The organism is Tabrizicola sp. (genome assembly GCF_051645465.1).
In the GTDB taxonomy this organism is placed as follows: Bacteria; Pseudomonadota; Alphaproteobacteria; order Rhodobacterales; family Rhodobacteraceae; genus Tabrizicola.
In genome coordinates this window covers 13,298-29,739 of record NZ_JBOFBI010000318.1, presented here as the reverse complement: position 1 = coordinate 29,739, position 16,442 = coordinate 13,298, and the positions used below count along the sequence as shown (strand labels likewise).

The following is a 16,442-nucleotide window of genomic DNA, read 5'->3' as shown; positions in this document are numbered from 1 at the left end:
AGGGTCGGGATCAGCCCCGCCCCCGTCGCGCATTGCCATGACAGGACGCCCGGAGCCATGCAAGCTCTGGGCGTCTCTCATTCGCGAAAGGGCCATTCCATGCAATCGATCACCAAGCTTCCCTCCACCGAAGGCATCGAACCCGCGACCGGCGATCTGGACGGCTGGGTCGTCACCGAAGGCAGCCCGTCGATGAAGACGTGGGTCCTCCATACGTCGAAGGACGGCGAGATGATCTCGGGCATCTGGGAATGCACTGTCGGCAGCTACCACGCGACCTACACGGCCTACGAATACGTGGTCCTGATCGCGGGGCGTATCGTGATCACCCCCGATGGCGGCACCCCGGTCACGGTGAAGGCGGGCGATGCCTTCGTGGTCGAGAAGGACTTCAAGGGCACCTGGAAGATCGAAGAGAACGTCCGCAAGCACTTCGACTTCGTGGCCAAGTAACGCCTACCAGGGCAGCGGCTTCCCATCCCTGAAGAACCCGCCGGTCGGCCCGTCATTCGGCAGATCGGCGGCCCAGAGGATGCTCGCCGCCCCTTCCGCCACTGGACGCGCACCCATCTCCGACCCGCCGGGAAAGGTCGCCGTGAAGCCGGGGCAGACCGCGTTGATCTTCACGGCTGACGCCTCTTCCCGCGCCAGCTTCGCCGTCAGCGCGTTCAGCGCGGCCTTGGCGACCGCATAGCTCGTCCCCATCCCGTTCGCCGTCGTCAGCCCGAAGGCCTGATCGCCATGCGACCCCGCCCCGCTTGAGACATTGACCAGCCGCCCCGCCGGCGCCACCCGCAGAAGCGGCAGAAATGCCTCGCACATCGCCCAGGTCCCGAAGAGCGTCACGTCCATGACCCCCCGCGCAACCTCCAGATCAGCCCCCGCCGCCGTCTCGCCCCAGGGCGCCACGGCTGCGGCGTTGTTGATCAACACGTCCAGCCGCCCTTCGTCCTTCTGCACCCGCCCAGCCAAGTCGGCGACAGCGGAGCGGTCCGACAGGTCCAAAGCCACCGGCACGGTATCGCCCCCGACAGCCTGCACCATCGCCTCTGCCTGAGCCAAAGTCCGCGCCGCGATCCACACCCGGTCACCCCGCCGCGCAAGCTCCGCCGCGACCGCGAAGCCTAGCCCCGTCTCCTTGCCCACCCCCGTCACCAGAGCGATCCGTGCCATCCTGATCCCTTTCCTGATTGCCTTGCCAAAAGGTGTCACATATACTGCCAACTAGTCCAGTACTGCCCTTTTTGTCAGTATGAGGTGCGCAATGCCCACCCCCTGCCCCGTCCAGACCGCCATCGGCATCGTCGGCGGCAAATGGAAGGCCGGGATCCTCTTCCGCCTGCAGAAAGGCCCGATGCGCCTGTCGCAGCTCTTGCGTGAGATGCCGTGGATCTCTGAACGCGTGCTCATCCGCCAGCTGAAAGAACTGGTCCAGGTCGGCGTCGTCAGCCGCCACGACCACCATACCATCCCGCCACGGGTGGACTATGCGCTGACCCCCTATGGGCAGACCCTCGGCCCGATCCTGCTGGCCATCGGCAACTGGGGCCAGGCCCATATCGATGCGGGCAGGGCAGTTTTGCCGGACTGACCGGCTGGCGTAAACCTGACTTGTGACGACAGACCGACACATGATACCGTCCGCCAGAACTTTTGATGCTGGTCGGGAAGGTATTGATGCTAGCCTTTCGCTCCGCCTTTATCGCTTCTGCCACCGCGCTGGTCGTGGCGCTTTTTGCAACCGTCGCGCTGGCCGAAGAACGGCTTGCGCTGGTCATCGGCAATGACAGCTACGAAAACCTGCCCCAGTTGCAGAAGGCCCGCAATGACGCAAGGGCGGTGTCGGGTCTGCTGCAAGAGCTTGGCTACGACGCGACGCTGATCGAAGACGCCGATCGGCGGACCCTGTCCAAGGCCCTGTCGGACATCGCCCAACGGATCGAACCGGGCGCCGAGGTCATCTTCTACTTCGCCGGGCATGGGGTGGAAATCTCGGGCCGGAACTATCTGATCCCGGTCGATGCGCCTGCGGCGGGGCCCGAGGAAGAGGCCTTCCTCACCGCCGAAAGCCTTGCGGTGGATCAGGTGCTGGAGACGATCCAAAGCCGCGGCGCCCGGATCACCCTTCTGATCCTCGACGCCTGCCGCGACAATCCTTTCCCCAAAGCCGACACCCGTTCGGTGGGAAGCGAGCGTGGCCTCGCCCCGGTTGCCGCCCCCGAGGGGACGTTCATCCTCTTTTCCGCCGGCGCGGGCCAGGCGGCGCTGGATGGGATGGGCGCGCAGGATGGCGACCCGAACTCCGTCTTCACCCGTGCGCTCTTGCGGCTCATGCAGGACGGGGACAGGCCCTTCCAGGAAATCGCCCGCGCTATCCGCCGCGAGGTCGAGACGATGGCCGCGACGATCAACCACAAGCAGCGCCCGGCCTACTATGACGAGTTGACGGATGACTTCTATCTGGTGTCGGCCGCGCCGGTCCGGGGGGCAAAGCCGATCGACGACCCAGGCCCGTCAACCCAGATCGCCACGCAGGACAAACTCGGGGTCGCCCCGCCGAAGAAGGGGGATGACGCCTCTATTCCCGAGGTTCCAGCAGAAGACACTGCACTTGCCGATGGCATGAAACGTTTGAAAGACCTCGAGAACGACCCCTGCATCCAGGCGTCGCTCGAATACAATGAACTGCAAACACCGTACGAAATCAGCGATCTGATGGAGTTCTCCCAGAAACATGCCGGTTGCCCGATCGCAGAGTCGGCAAAAGACCTTGCCGGCGCCCTTCGACTCGCCAATCAGCCCGGTGCTTTGGACGACATCCCGCTCGACCGCGCTGAGGATGACTCAGCTTCGACCGTGCCCGCGCCAGAGGACGACCCGTTCCACATCGCAGCGGCGGATATCCCCGATACGCTGGTCGACGATCCCTGCTTCTATGCCGGACAGGCCATGGTGAAGCTGGAATATCCCTACAAAGTCGAAGACCTGCTTGCTTTCGCCAAAGAACATGCGGGCTGCGAGGGGCTTGCCCAATCGGCCATCGACATGGCGGATGCCTTCAAGGACATCGACCCAGCAACTCTGGTGCCCGAGACCTGGCGGATCAAGAAGGGGGTTTCGGAAGGCTACATGAATGTCCGCGACGGGCGGGGAACGACGTTTCCCGTCCTGTTCCGGCTGCCCGAAGGCACCGGGGGCCTCGAGGTCAAGATCTGCCTTCCCCCGGAAACGGGGGAGGGCAAGAAGGACTGGTGCATGATCGAACACGAAGGTCAGCGCGGCTGGGTCTCCAGCGGCGGGATCGAGAGGGAATGAGGCGCCTCGGGCTTCTGGCCCTTGCGCTGACCCCCTGCCCCGCCCTGGCCGATCCGCTTCCCGCAGGTTTCGTCCGGCTCTCGGATCTGGCACCCGACATCGCCAGCGACATCCGCTATGCCCGCGCCTTCAACTTCACTGGCGCCCCTGTTCCGGGCTATGCGGCGGCGGAATGCATCCTTAGCGAACCGACTGCCCGCGCCTTGATCCAGGCGGAAGCCAAGCTGAATGCCGAAGGCTACGGCCTGATCCTTTTCGACTGCTACCGCCCGACGCAGGCCGTCCGCCATTTCATGGACTGGGCCGACAGCGAAGGCCGGGAACTGGCGGATGACATCTTCCTGCCCGACCTCGATCGCACCGAGTTGGTCCCCGGCGGTTACATCGCCAGGCGCTCGTCGCATTCGCTGGGCGTGGCGGTCGATGTCGGGCTGCGGCGGCTTACCGATCCGATGCTCTACCCCGATCTGGTCGCGGGCCAGCGCTGCGATGGCACCCTCAACGAACGCCCGATGGACTCGACCCTGGACATGGGCACAGCCTTCGACTGCTTCTCGGCCCTCTCCGCCGTCTCCGCCGCTGTCTCTGTGGAAGCACAGCAGAACCGCTCGCGACTGCGGGAGGCCATGGAGGGGGCCGGGTTCACGGGCTACGACGCCGAGTGGTGGCACTTCCGCTTCGCCGCAGACCCCGCCGATACGCCCCAGGACTTCCCGGTCACCAGCGCCCCATAGGCTGCGCTACAGCGCACCGTTCCCCCATCAACGCCCTCTTCGCAAACGATTCGCGGAATAGGGTTAAGGCCCTAAACCCGAGACGCGGGGCGAGACGGAAACAAGATGAAACCAACATCATTGGCCTGCCGGAAAGCTCCAAGATTAACACAGCGTTCTCAAGGGCTTGGAGCCCCTTGCGGCCCCCATCAACCCCTCCCGCACAAATCCCGTTCACTCTTCCTCAACCCGACCGCCCGGCGCGCCCGTAACTCCCCGGCACCCCTAAACTCCCGGCCCACGCGATGTGAAAGCCCTGGTTGTCACGCGCAGGACCTTGCGTCCCGAAGCTGTGCAGCCGTCGCCGCGACCCGCGCAAGCCTTTGAAAAACAAGGCGCTATCCGATAACACCCCCACGTTTTCCCCTAACACCCCGCCGCTTTTGCCTAGCGCGGCCGGGATGCCCAATCTCATGGCATCGACCCGACGCATCGGGAAAGCCACGAAAGGAAACGACATGCTGCTCCCTGTCATGACCGCAAAGAAAAACCTTATCGCCGCGCTGACTGCCGCCTCGATCGCCTCCGTCCCCGCCGCCCCCGCACTGGCTTGGGGTGACAAGGAACAAGGCTTCGTCGCCGGCGTCGCCACCGCCGTCATCATCGACGAAATCCTGAAGCAGAACCGCAAGGTCCGGGAAGCCCGCCGCGCACCACAGGTGGTGTACGTCGACCCGCCCCGCCACACGACCTCGATCTACCGCACCCCGGCGGCCCGCGCCTTCAACAACTACTCGCTGGCCGAGCGCAAGGCGATCCAGCGCAACCTTCGCGCCTGGGGCTACTACCGTGGCGGTATCGACGGCGCCTTCGGCCCCGGCACCTACAACGCCATCGTCGCCTACGCCCAGGACGAAGGCGCCACCGGGAACCTGAAATCGACCTCCGGCGCTTACGCGATCTACGACGGCCTGATCTTCTGAGTCTGCGATAAGGCCGCCGCAGCCCCCGACCCGGTTCGCCCCGGGTCGGGGATCTTAGTCCGGGGTGAGGTTCCAGCTGTACCAGGTCGCTTCCCGGGCATCACGGACATCATCCAGCACCGCCTCCACCTGATCCGCCGGGACCGAGCGGACCTTGGGCCGGTAGCTCCAGCTCAGCACCATGTTCCCGCCGTCGGTCGCCTCGCCATCAAGGCTGAAATCGAAGGCCGGGTTGCTGATCACGAGATCCTCGGGCGGAATGAAGTCGATAGGCCCGCCCACGACCTCGATCACATGCGTCTTGACCCATGGCCCCGCCACCAGCAGCGGCAACCGCCGCGGGGCCTGCAGCCGCTCGGGGTAGTTGTCCATGAAGTCTTCGGTCGTAAAGGTGAAATCCTCACGCAGATCGTTGCGATCAAGGGCGTTGAGCGGCAGGAAGTAGTGCTCGACCACCCGCACCTCGTTCCTCTCGCGGTCATCGAACTTCTCGGGCGGGCGTACCTCGATCAGTCCGGGATAAAGGTCCTGGTAGTAGCCAAGATAGCCGCGCGAGATCTGCGACACCGGTTCGGTTGCCCAGCGCGCCCGCGTCGCGTTGGCTGCTCCGGCACGGTGCAGGGTCTCGACGTTCAGAAACACCCCGAACATGGTGAAGCGGAACTCTTCGCGGACATCCTGAGCCCATACGCCCTCGGCGGTAACCTCCATCCGCTCCAGCGCAGCAGGGCCCTCGCCGGTCAACGCTAGCGCATAGCCATAGTCGAGTTCGACCGCCGTCTCCAGGCCGCCGCCTTCGTGCGAGCCCGTGGGGTCCATCCATACCGCCTTGCCTTCAAGGGTCGCCCGCAGAACCATGTGGTCAAAAACCCCCAGCATCGGCAACTCTTCCGGCAGGCCATAGCCCGCGTCGAGATCGGTCAGGGCCACAGCAGCCTCGATCCCCAGTCGCGACAGGATCACCCGCAAAAGCAGCGACTTGTCCTTGCAATCGCCAAAGCCCGTCGTGATCACGTCTTCAGGGGTCCGCGCGAAATATCCCCCCGCCCCGACGCTGAGCGAGACATAGCGCAGCTCTTCCTGCACCAGGCGCAGGGCGGCGAAGGCCCGCGCGTCCGGCGTTGCATGCTCCTTGGCGATCTTCTCGACCCGCGCCTCCCATTCGGGCGTCAATGGGTAGTCTTGCGTGTAGTGCGGCGCGAGTGCCGTCGCGATCGGCGTCCAATCCCGCGTGTCCGAAAAGCGCACGAGGGCGTCCTCGATCACCTCATAGGGCACCTCGTCTTCCCACAGCGGCGGAATGTGGCTCTCGCGCCGCCATTCGTGGCGCAGAAGCCCGCCGTCCAGCCTGGTAACACTGTGCGCGACCCTGTCCGGAAGGGGCAAAAGCTCCAGCGGCATCGTTTCAGGCCAGGTCAGCACCGCGCGCGACAAGACCACCGGTGTGCCCCATTCAAGCCAGGACGAGCCCGCGCGCTCGCCCGCCGCCATCATCGACCGCCGGGTCAGGATCGTCGCCTGATCCAGCACATCACCGACCCGCAGGTCCGGAACCTGCACCACCGCAGTGAGGGTCCCGTCGATGATCCCCTCTTCCAGCCGGGTCTCGCGGCGATAGACCTGCACGTCCACCTTGCCCTTCAGATCGATCTCTTGCCCGTCCCGCAGGATCACCAGCCGCACCAGGCTTGTCTTCTCGTATTCCGGATCGAAGTCGAGCTGGATCGTCGCCATCTCTTCCAGCCCGGCACGATCGGTCACCTCGGTCACCACGCGGGCATAGGACTGCTTCTCGTCGCCCTGCCATCGCAGCTGATGGTCGCTCAGAAGAAAGTACTGCCCGTCTTCCACCTCGACACGCAGTTTCGGGTCGTCTGGCGGGATGGGCAGAATCTCCACCCAATCTGGTTCGTCGGTGATCTCCATGGTCTGCGCCGCCAGCGAAGAGACCGTGGCAAGAAAAATCGGCACGACAAAGGAAAGCAGGCGCATGGGAATCCGGAGGTTTAGATTTCGGTCAGGCTACCCATCTCGAGAGGGGGGCCGCAAGCGGCCAATCCTGACCTCAAAAGGATTTCATGACCCGCTGCCCAAGGATTGCCCTGCCCCGTGCGTCACAGATATCGTGATGCTGATGGACACGCCGGATGAGATGCTTGCAACTGCCGCTGCCCAGGGCGACCGGGCGGCCTTTGCCACATTGGTCGGACGGCACTATGATCGCATTCACGGGCTTGCCTGGCGGCTGACGGGCGCCAAGGCCGAGGCCGAAGACCTGACGCAGGACATCTGCGCTGCCCTGCCCTCCAAGCTGCGGAACTGGCGGGGTGAGGCACGGTTCACCACCTGGCTTTACCGCGTCGTGGTGAATGCGGCCCACGATCTTCGCCGCCGCCAGGCCACCCGGTCCCGCGCCGCACTTGGCTGGGGCGATTGGGAACTGGCCCGCCAGGACGAGATCGCGACCGAGGCCGAGGCGCGCGACTGGCTTGCCCAGGCGATGACAGCGCTTCCGCCAGAACTGCGCGACACCGTGGCGCTGGTCCTGGGCGAAGAGATGACCCAGGCCGAAGCGGGTTTGGTCCTCGGGGTCTCCGAAGGCACCATCGCCTGGCGGATGAGCGAAGTGAAGAAACGGCTGCGTGCCAAAGCAAAGGAGGAGGCGAAATGACCGACGAACTCGACGACCTCCGCAAGGCGCTGAAGGCCGCACCGGCGCCCGATGGCGAGGCGAAAGACCGGGCCATGCGGCTTGCGATGGAAAATTTCGACCGGCTCCAAGGATCTACGGATGCCGCCCGTTCAAGTCAGGACCGCCCGGATGAGGCGGCCCCCCTGAACGGAGTTCGTCGCATGCTGAAGTTCCTGACCTCCCGCCCCGCCCTTGCCATGACCACCTCTGCCGCCGCGTTGCTGATCGGCGTGGCCGTGATTCTTCCTATCACCGATCTGAGGCTTGGAGGACCGGCAGGCCCAACGACCGATCCCGCCATGACCGGGGGCCCGACCGCCGGAGAAACCCCAGCTGTGGACACCACGGTTGCTATGCCCGAAGGCGACACCGCCGTCACGACCGCATCGCCTGAGGTCGAACCTGTCGTTCCGGCCCCCGAGGTTGACGCGGCAGCCACCGAAGCCCCCGCCGAACTGGGCGGCACAGTCACCGCGAACACGGACTCGTCTGTTGCTGCGGCCGAAACCACAACCGGGGAAACAGTGATCGCCGAGGCGTCCGAGCCCGAGGCGGAGTTTGGCGACACCCCCGCCGAAACTGCCGGCACTGCCGAAGCGGATGCTTCGTCGGCGGCGGTAGCAGAACCAGCTCCCGAAGCAGAGCCTCTCGCCGAAACTGGAGCTCCTTTGGACAACCTCACCCGCACCAAACCCACCGAGGAAGCCCTCGCCGCACCGGCCCCATCCGACGCCCTGGCCGACACTGAGCTGCGCCTGCGGGCCGACGCCGCACCGGAGAGCGGCGCCTTGGGTTACGTCGCTGCCAATGAGGCCGCGCCTGTACCCGAACCTAGCCTGGCTCAACCCATCGAAAACACCGAGGAATATGCCAACGAGCCCGTGAACCCGGTCAAGGTCACCGCCGAGGAGCCCGTCTCGACCTTCTCGATCGACGTCGACACCGCGTCTTACGCCGTCATCCGGTCCTCGCTGACCGGGGGGTATGTGCCCACTCCCGATCAGGTCCGGATCGAGGAGATGATCAACTACTTCCCCTACGCCTACAAAGCCCCGACCGCCGAGGAAGCCTTCTCGTCGACCGTTTCCGTGATGCCCACCCCCTGGAACCCCGGCACGCGGCTTGTGACCATCGGCATCCAGGGCGCATTGCCCGAGGTCGATGCCCGCCCGCCGCTGAACCTTGTGTTCCTGATCGACACCTCGGGGTCCATGGAGGACCCGAACAAGCTGCCGCTTCTGAAGCAGTCGCTCTCCCTCATGCTCTCCGAGCTTCGCCTCGAGGACCAGATCGCCATCGTCACCTACGCCGGGTCCGCCGGTCAGGTGCTTGCGCCCACCAAAGCCGGGGACCGCGCTGCGATTCTGGCCGCCTTGGACAACCTCGCTGCCGGTGGCTCTACGGCGGGGGCCGAAGGGCTGGAGCTCGCCTATCAGGTCGCCGAAGGCATGGCTCGCGACGGGGCGGTCAGCCGTATCCTTCTGGCCACCGACGGCGACTTCAACGTCGGCGTCAGCGACCCGGAGGGGCTGGAAGCCTATGTCGCGAAGAAGCGGGAAACCGGGACCTACCTGTCGGTCCTCGGCTTCGGGCGCGGCAATCTGGACGATGCGATCATGCAGTCGCTGGCGCAGAACGGCAACGGGACGGCGGCCTACATCGACACCCTCAGCGAGGCCCGCAAGGTGCTGGTGGACCAGCTGACCGGAGCGCTGTTCCCTATCGCCGACGATGTGAAGATCCAGGTCGAATGGAACCCCGCCACCGTCGCCGAATACCGGTTGATCGGCTACGAGACCCGCGCCCTTCGCCGTGAGGATTTCAACAACGACGCGGTGGACGCGGGCGAAATCGGCGCGGGCACGCAAGTCACCGCGATCTATGAGGTCACCGCACCCGGCTCGGATGCCCTTCTGAACGACCCGCTCCGCTACGGTACCGCCACAGCGGAAGGCACTGCCGGAGAGCTCGGCTTCCTCCGCCTGCGCTGGAAGGCACCGGGCGCCGAGACCTCGACTCTGGTCGAGACGCCCATCACCGGCCGCGAAGAGGCCACCACCGAAACCCGCTTCGCCGCTGCCATGGCGGGCTTCGGACAGCTGCTGCAGGGTTCGACCTACCTGGGCGACTGGGGCTGGGATCAGGCTATCGAACTCGCGCTCTCGGCGCGGGGCGACGACCCCTACGGCTACCGCGTCGAGGCGGTGAACCTGATGCGGCTGGCGGAAAGCCTGGACAAGTGACAACTACGCCCCCCGGTCGCAAAGGCCGGGGGGCAGTCGTTCAAAAGGTCACGACGCCAAAGCCTTCCCGTACATAACGCGACAGGTCCAGCACACCATCCGTTCCCGGAATGTCGGCATTCCTGACCAGCGTGAACCCGGCCCGCTCTGCCTGCTCTGCCGCCCCGAAGACCATGGCGCAGCCGCGCGAGACACCCACCACCCGATCCTGCACCGCCAGATACAGGCCATGCGCCGGATGATCGGGCTCGACGATCCGCGCCGGCCAGCGCGTCCCGGCGCCCTGGAACACCAGCTCCACCTCTTCGTCTGCCGCCTTCAGCTCTTGTGTCAGGATAAGCGCGTTGAAAAGGCGCCCCAAAGCCTCGTCCCCTTTTGTCTCAGGGTCCGACATCACCACCACCGCCGTCTTCGACATGTTGTTCTCCAATTCGAGATCGAATTTTACCGATCATTCGGTAATTCCGTATTGACGTCGCCGGATCATCAAGTCAAACTTATTTTACCGATCGTTCGGTAACAGGATAGAGAGAGCATGTCCCGCCCCCGGCTTATCACAGAGGATGACCTACTCGCCCACCTCGCCCGCGTGTTCAGCGATGTCGGCTACGAAGGCGCCTCGCTGTCGCTTTTGGCCGAGGCGACGGGGCTGCAGAAAGCGAGCCTCTACCACCGCTTTCCCGGCGGGAAGAAGCAGATGGCCGAAGAGGTGCTGGCCACCACCGATGCCTGGCTTCAACACCATATCCTCGCCCCGCTTTCTGGCCCCGGCAATCCCGCCGACAGGCTGACCCTCGTCGCCACCAACCTCGACGGCTTCTACCACGGCGGCGCGCGGGCCTGCCTTCTGAACATGCTGTCCTCGCCCCGCATCGAAAACGGCCCCTTCGCCTCCGCCATCCGCGCCGCTTTCGAGGCCTTGATCACCGCCTTCGCGGGCCTTGCGGCCGAGGCGGGCGCCAGCCCAGACGCCGCCCGCCAGCGCGGCGAACGGGCGGTCATGCTCCTGCAGGGCTCGCTCGTCCTCTCGCGCGGCACCGGCAACACCGCCCCGTTCCGTGCTTTTCTTACCGGCCTGCCCGCCGAAGTCCTGGGCCAAACCCCGACCATGGCCTGACGGGGCCCGCGATGACCCAACGCTATCAGGAACTCATGTTCAGCCCGACCGTCCGCGCCGCACAGGCGGCACAAGGCAGCAACGGCTACCCAGAGAGATCGCCCACTGGAATCCCCGACCGCCTGACCGAAAACGAAGCTGCCTTCATCAGCGCCCGCGACAGCTTTTATATGTCAACCAACGGTGCGGACGGCTGGCCGTATCTTCAGCATCGCGGCGGCCCGCCGGGCTTTGTCCACGTGCTCGACCCCGGTACCCTCGCCTTCGTCGAGTATCGCGGCAACCGGCAGTACATCAGCCTTGGCAACCTTGCCGAAAACCCGAAAGCCAGCCTTTTCTTCATGGATTACGTGAACCGGGCGCGCCTCAAGCTTCTCGGCCACCTCCGCCCGGCACTTCTTTCGGCCGCCCCTGAGGTCGTGGCCGCCTTGCCCGACGACAAGCTGCGCGCCCGCGCCGAACGGCTGATACTGATCGACATCGAAGCGTTCGACTGGAACTGCCCGCAGTACATCGTGCCGCGCTTTACCACCGCCGACATCACCCCGGCGCTTACTCGGCTGCAGACCCGCATCGCTGAACTTGAGGCCGAATTGGCCGCCAAATGAAAAGGGCGCGCCCATCGGCGCGCCCTTTTCATCTGCCAAGACCGAAGGTCAGTTGACCGTTTCGGCCTTCGCCTCAAGCACCGGCGTCGCCTGGCCCGAACGGGCGATCTCGATCCGGCGGGGCTTCAGGGCCTCGGGCGTCTCACGCACAAGATCGACGTGGAGCATCCCGTGCTCATGCACCGCACCGGCCACGCGGACGTGATCGGCAAGCGCAAAGCGGCGTTCAAAGGCGCGGGTGGCGATGCCGCGGTGGAGATAGCTGCGCTCGGTTTCCTCAGCGGTCTTGCGGGCGGCAACGAAGAGATTGCCGTCGCGGACCTCGACGGTCAGCTCGTCAGGCGTGAACCCGGCAACCGCGATCGAGATGCGATAGGCGTCCTCAGCGGTCTTTTCGATGTTGTAAGGGGGGTAGGTCGGCTGTGCCACGTCGCTGGAAAGGACGCGATCCATCAGATCGGCGATCCGGTCGAAACCAACGGTGGCACGGTAAAGGGGGGCGAAGTCATAGCTGCGCATATCATCCTCCTGGAAGCGATGTCAGAAGCCTTCCCCGTTGGGGCAAGGCGGGTTGCCCGGGCCCGTCATGGCACCCGGATGCGCTTCAGGTAGGAATGCAAATCCCGGCTTTCAAGCCCGTCACGGCTTGACGAACTTTGCGCCCGAGCCGTTGCTGCCGCCAATGACGATCCGCTTGCCGGGTGCCCCCGGCATCCCGCTGCCGGGATCTTCGGCTTCGACCTCGGCCGTGGCGATGCTCGTCGCCTCTCCGCGCCGCAGCGCCGCCTTCAGCTTTTCGACGATCGCGGGCAGCTCCATCCCGAAGGCGACGGTCCCGCCTTCATACTCGCCACCAGCCGAAATGATCGAGACGATCCTGGGGCGGTAGCCCGAGCGGTCCAGCACCGGCGCGCCCGAAGAGCCGAAGGTCACATCGCAATCGACCGCCAACAGCCCATCCTGCCGCTGCAGCACCTGACAGACCCGCTGCCAGGAGAGCGCCTCTTCCCGCCCCGCGGCATAAGAGACGACGCTCACCTCGTCGCCGTTTCCTGGACTTGCGACCACGAAGGGCGAGATCACGGCACTTGGGATCGGCTCGGCAAGCTGCAAGAGCGCCACGTCCCGCTGGATCACGTCGAAAGGGGCCGGATCGACGTTCCGGTACTCGGCGTCCACGATCGTCCGCTCGACCGCCGATTCAGCAATCGACGTGCCATAGGAGAACCCGGCCCGGAACGTCATCCGCCCCGCGTCGATCGGAGCACCGTCACGCTCGACCACGCAATGCCCCGCCGTCAGCACCAGATCGGCCGCAATCAGCGCCCCGGTGCAGAACCCGCCACCCTCGATATCGACCCGGCCCACCGGCTCCCATCCGCGCAGGTCCTCGCGCGTCGTCAGCTCATCGAGGCCCGAGTTTTCCTGGCCCGCCGCCGCGCCCGCAAGCAGCACAAGACATGCAACCAGCGCTCTCATGGCTTGACAAACTTCGCCCCGTTGCCATTGCCACCCGACAGGACCCTGACGCCGGTCGACCCTGCAGCCGAGCCAAGCTTGTTTTCCTCCAACGCCGCCAGAAGCGCTGCCAAAGGTTCGGCCAGCGGCACCGCCAGCGACACCTTCTGCCCGTCAATCTCGGCCTTGGCCGAAATCACCGAGACGACCCGCGCAACGCCATCCTCGATCGAGAACACCGGCGCGCCGGACGACCCGAAATCGACGCTGCAGGTCAGGATCAGGGTATCCCGCCGACCATCCAGAACCTCGCAGGATTGCTGGATCGAAGGCGCTTCTTCGCGGTACTGCGCGTAAGAGACAACGCCGACCTGATCCCCTTCAACCGGAGCCTCCCCGGTCTCGAACGGCTCAAGCGAGGGCAGACGGATCGGCTGGCTGAGCTCCAGAAGTGCGATGTCCGCAATCACCCGGTCCAGCTTCTCGGCGCTGTAACGGTAGTCCGGATGCGCCACGGCCCGGCTGACGGTGCGGTAGGCCACCGCCCTGCCATTCCGGAACCCTGCCTGAAAGGTGATGTCTTCGGGGCGCATCTGCACGCCCGTCGTCTTGTCATAAAGGCAATGCGCGGCCGTCAGCACCAGCTGGGGCCCGATCAGGGCGCCGGTGCAGAACCCCCGCTCGCCCAGAACCAGCTTGCCCACGGCATCCCAGCCGCGGGAATCATCGGCGGTCTCAAGCTTGATCATGGCGGTATCTTCCGCCAGGGCCACGCCCGGAAAGGTCATGCACAAAGCCATGCAGCCAAGGATCAGACGACGCATGGGACCTCCCGTCCGCTTGGCTGCAGCATTACAGATCGAGTTTGGCGGATTTAGGGCCGGTTGCGCAAGAGAGGCTTGCCTCACCCTTGCAATGCCTTTGGCTTCGGTCCGCCCGTCGCCCAGTCCAGCAGCTCGACAGTATGCACGACCGGGATGCTGGTCCCCGACCCGATCTGCATCATGCAACCGATGTTCCCCGCGGCGATCACCTGCGGCGCCTTCGCCTCCAGCGTCGCAACCTTGCGCGCCTTCAGCTCCTGGCTGATCGTCGGCTGCAGAAGGTTGTAGGTCCCCGCCGACCCGCAGCAAAGGTGGCTGTCCGCCGGCTCCACCACCTGGAACCCTGCGCGCTTCAGCAAATCCTTCGGTGCCGTCTTGATCTGCTGGCCGTGCTGCAGCGAGCAGGCCGCGTGATAGGCAACCCGCATACCCTTGGGCGGACCTTCGGGCAGGCCGATCTTGGCCAGAAGCTCGCTCACGTCGCGGGCCAACTCCGCCACGGTCTTTGCATCCCCGGCCAGCGCTGGATCGTTGCGGAACATGTGCCCGTAGTCCTTCACCGTCGTGCCGCAGCCCGAGGTGTTGATCACAATCGCATCAAGGCCATGCTGCTGCTTCTCAGCCATCCAGGCCCGGATGTTGACGGCCGCCGACCCATGCGCCAGGCCCTCCTTCCCCATGTGATGCGTAAGCGCCCCGCAGCACCCCGCACCCTTCGCGACCACCACCTCGCAGCCAAGCCGTGTCAAAAGCCGGATCGTCGCATCGTTGATATCCGTGTTCAGCGCCTTCTGCGCGCAGCCCGTCATCAGCGCAACCCGCATCCGCCGCTCGCCCACCGCCGGGAAGACCTGTGGGTCGTCATTGCGGCTGACCGGCGGGATCGCCTTCGGCGCCATCTCCAGCATTGCCCTCAGCCGCGCGTCCGGCATCAGGCGCGCGAACGGCCGCCCGATCTTCGCTGCCAGAAGCGCCAGCCGGAACCGCCCCGGATAGGGGATGATCCGCGCCAGAACCCCCCGCAGCACCCGGTCCATCAAAGGCCGCTTGTAGGTCTTCTCGATATGCGCCCGGGCATGATCGACCAGATGCATGTAGTGCACGCCCGAGGGGCAGGTCGTCATGCAGGCCAGGCACGAAAGGCACCGGTCGATGTGCTTGACTGTCTTCTCGTCCGCCGGACGGCCCGTCTCGAGCATGTTCTTGATCAGGTAGATCCGGCCCCTTGGCGAATCCAGTTCGTCGCCAAGCACCTGATAGGTCGGGCAGGTCGCCGTGCAGAAGCCGCAATGCACGCAGGACCGCAGAATCTCGTTCGACCGCGCGATACCGGGGTCCTTCAGCTGCTCGGGGGTGAACGTCGTCTGCATCAGCCCACCATCCCGCGGTTGAGAACCGATCTCGGGTCGAACTTGGCCTTCAGCCCTGCCACCAGTGCCGCGACCTCTGTCGCTTCCGGCGGAAAGACCGGCCCGCCCTCGCCCCGCACCAGCGTGGCATGCCCCCGTCCGGCAACGGCCGCCGCAACCTCGGAGCCACGACCCGGCTCGGCCAACAGCCAGATGAGGCCCCCGCCCCAATCCCAGATCGCCTCGCCCTCCAGCCGCGCGACGATCTCCGCCGCCGCCGTCGGCAGGCAGGCCAGCCGCCAAACGTCACCTTGCTTCCCGGCGAACGGCGCCACATCCCGCACCTCGCGCCACAGCACCGCTGAAGCCTCGCCCTCGACTACCGTCACATCCCCACCCACCAACGCGCGCAACCGGCCCACCCGATACGCCACCGACCCCATCATACCCTCCACCCGGATCAGCGACCGCCCCGAATGCCGCGCCGCCCCCGAGATGTCGTGCGGAGACTTCAGCCCCGCCCGCAGCGCCGCAAGGCCGGCCTCGTCCCCAAGCCCCTCGACCACCAGCGTGGCCTCGGCATCGGGCACGGCCTGAACCTTCAGCGACACCTCGCTCAACACCCCCAGGACCCCCCGGCTACCGGCCAGCAGCTTCACCAGGTCATAGCCGGTGACGTTCTTCATCACCCGCCCGCCGTTCTTCACCACCGTTCCGCTGCCGTCGACAAACCGCACCCCCAGAGTTGCGTCGCGACACGCCCCTGCCTGCACCCGCCGCGGTCCGCTCGCGTTCGCCGCGACAACCCCGCCAATCGTCGATACCCCCTCGCGCCCCAGAAGCCCCCGCAGGTCCGGCGGCTCGAAGGCCAGCCGTTGCCGCTCTCCCGCCAGAACGCGCTCGACCTCGGACAGGGGCGTTCCGGCCCGCACCACCAGCGTCAGGGCGCCCGGCTCGTAAAGCTCCACTCCGAACAGCCCGCCGGTTTCCAGAACCTCGCCCACCGCATGGCCCAGGGTCCGCGTGCCGCCCCCGCGCACCAGAAGCGGTCCCGCCACCCCAGCCACCGCCTCCGCCAGTTCCGCCTCGGTCACAGGCCGCATCGCACGCTCATTCTTTGTCCACAAATATCCCACGGGG

At 65.7% G+C, this 16,442-nt stretch carries 17 protein-coding genes; 9 read left to right on the top strand and 8 right to left on the bottom strand.

Annotated elements, in window-relative coordinates; translation table 11 throughout:
- Positions 1 to 453, top strand: a 453-nt coding sequence (locus tag ACRCSW_RS20500) for a cupin domain-containing protein (RefSeq protein ID WP_438707507.1), incomplete at its 5' end; no start/stop codon positions are given.
- Positions 454 to 456: 3 nt separating this feature from the next.
- Here the strand turns inward: ACRCSW_RS20500 and ACRCSW_RS20495 are convergent.
- Complete coding sequence (locus ACRCSW_RS20495; RefSeq protein ID WP_438707506.1) at positions 457 to 1,173, bottom strand: SDR family NAD(P)-dependent oxidoreductase; 717 nt, start codon at positions 1,171 to 1,173, stop codon at positions 457 to 459.
- A gap of 91 nt (positions 1,174 to 1,264) precedes the next feature.
- Here ACRCSW_RS20495 and ACRCSW_RS20490 point away from each other — a divergent pair, with 91 nt between their 5' ends.
- The 4 genes from ACRCSW_RS20490 (at position 1,265) to ACRCSW_RS20475 (ending at position 5,011) form a co-directional block, all read left to right on the top strand.
- A complete protein-coding gene (locus tag ACRCSW_RS20490; RefSeq protein ID WP_438707505.1) occupies positions 1,265 to 1,591 on the top strand; it encodes a winged helix-turn-helix transcriptional regulator in 327 nt (108 codons plus the stop codon).
- Positions 1,592 to 1,677: 86 nt separating this feature from the next.
- Positions 1,678 to 3,315, top strand: a complete 1,638-nt coding sequence (locus tag ACRCSW_RS20485) for a caspase family protein (protein ID WP_438707504.1) — start codon at positions 1,678 to 1,680, stop codon at positions 3,313 to 3,315.
- Positions 3,312 to 4,049, top strand: coding sequence for a M15 family metallopeptidase (locus ACRCSW_RS20480; protein WP_438707503.1), 738 nt, complete (start codon positions 3,312 to 3,314; stop codon positions 4,047 to 4,049). The genes ACRCSW_RS20485 and ACRCSW_RS20480 overlap by 4 nt, the downstream gene beginning before the upstream one ends.
- Positions 4,050 to 4,546: 497 nt before the next feature.
- A complete protein-coding gene (locus ACRCSW_RS20475; RefSeq protein ID WP_438707502.1) occupies positions 4,547 to 5,011 on the top strand; it encodes a peptidoglycan-binding domain-containing protein in 465 nt (154 codons plus the stop codon).
- Between the two features lie 54 nt (positions 5,012 to 5,065).
- Here ACRCSW_RS20475 and ACRCSW_RS20470 read toward each other — a convergent pair whose 3' ends face one another.
- On the bottom strand, positions 5,066 to 7,003 hold the full coding sequence (locus ACRCSW_RS20470; protein ID WP_438707501.1) for a DUF3857 domain-containing transglutaminase family protein: 1,938 nt from the start codon (positions 7,001 to 7,003) through the stop codon (positions 5,066 to 5,068).
- 142 nt (positions 7,004 to 7,145) lie between these two features.
- Between ACRCSW_RS20470 and ACRCSW_RS20465 the strand changes: the two genes are divergently transcribed.
- Positions 7,146 to 7,682: an RNA polymerase sigma factor gene (locus ACRCSW_RS20465; RefSeq protein WP_438707508.1), complete on the top strand. Its 537-nt coding sequence runs from the start codon at positions 7,146 to 7,148 to the stop codon at positions 7,680 to 7,682.
- On the top strand, positions 7,679 to 9,946 hold the full coding sequence (locus ACRCSW_RS20460) for a YfbK domain-containing protein (protein ID WP_438707500.1): 2,268 nt from the start codon (positions 7,679 to 7,681) through the stop codon (positions 9,944 to 9,946). Before ACRCSW_RS20465 ends, ACRCSW_RS20460 begins: the two co-directional genes overlap by 4 nt.
- Before the next feature lie 40 nt (positions 9,947 to 9,986).
- On the opposite strand, the gene ACRCSW_RS20455 is transcribed toward ACRCSW_RS20460, so the two are convergent.
- Entirely contained in the window at positions 9,987 to 10,364 is a 378-nt protein-coding gene (locus ACRCSW_RS20455) for a hypothetical protein (protein ID WP_438707499.1), read from the bottom strand.
- A 117-nt stretch (positions 10,365 to 10,481) separates the two neighbouring features.
- On the opposite strand from ACRCSW_RS20455, the gene ACRCSW_RS20450 reads away from it, so the two are divergent.
- Together ACRCSW_RS20450 and ACRCSW_RS20445 are read left to right on the top strand one after the other, a co-directional pair.
- A complete protein-coding gene (locus tag ACRCSW_RS20450; RefSeq protein ID WP_438707498.1) occupies positions 10,482 to 11,063 on the top strand; it encodes a TetR/AcrR family transcriptional regulator in 582 nt (193 codons plus the stop codon).
- Between the two features lie 11 nt (positions 11,064 to 11,074).
- Complete coding sequence (locus ACRCSW_RS20445) at positions 11,075 to 11,671, top strand: pyridoxamine 5'-phosphate oxidase family protein (RefSeq protein WP_438707497.1); 597 nt, start codon at positions 11,075 to 11,077, stop codon at positions 11,669 to 11,671.
- A 48-nt stretch (positions 11,672 to 11,719) separates the two neighbouring features.
- Here ACRCSW_RS20445 and ACRCSW_RS20440 read toward each other — a convergent pair whose 3' ends face one another.
- The 5 genes from ACRCSW_RS20440 to ACRCSW_RS20420 all read right to left on the bottom strand — a co-directional run bounded on the left by ACRCSW_RS20440 (position 11,720) and on the right by ACRCSW_RS20420 (position 16,405).
- Entirely contained in the window at positions 11,720 to 12,190 is a 471-nt protein-coding gene (locus ACRCSW_RS20440) for an Hsp20 family protein (protein WP_438707496.1), read from the bottom strand.
- Positions 12,191 to 12,310: 120 nt separating this feature from the next.
- Positions 12,311 to 13,150, bottom strand: a complete 840-nt coding sequence (locus ACRCSW_RS20435; RefSeq protein ID WP_438707495.1) for a trypsin-like serine peptidase — start codon at positions 13,148 to 13,150, stop codon at positions 12,311 to 12,313.
- On the bottom strand, positions 13,147 to 13,953 hold the full coding sequence (locus ACRCSW_RS20430) for a trypsin-like serine peptidase (protein WP_438707494.1): 807 nt from the start codon (positions 13,951 to 13,953) through the stop codon (positions 13,147 to 13,149). The genes ACRCSW_RS20435 and ACRCSW_RS20430 overlap by 4 nt, the downstream gene beginning before the upstream one ends.
- A gap of 80 nt (positions 13,954 to 14,033) precedes the next feature.
- Complete coding sequence (gene glcF / locus ACRCSW_RS20425) at positions 14,034 to 15,323, bottom strand: glycolate oxidase subunit GlcF (RefSeq protein WP_438707493.1); 1,290 nt, start codon at positions 15,321 to 15,323, stop codon at positions 14,034 to 14,036.
- Positions 15,323 to 16,405: an FAD-binding protein gene (locus ACRCSW_RS20420; RefSeq protein WP_438707492.1), complete on the bottom strand. Its 1,083-nt coding sequence runs from the start codon at positions 16,403 to 16,405 to the stop codon at positions 15,323 to 15,325. Before ACRCSW_RS20420 ends, glcF begins: the two co-directional genes overlap by 1 nt.
- Positions 16,406 to 16,442: the final 37 nt, after the last annotated feature.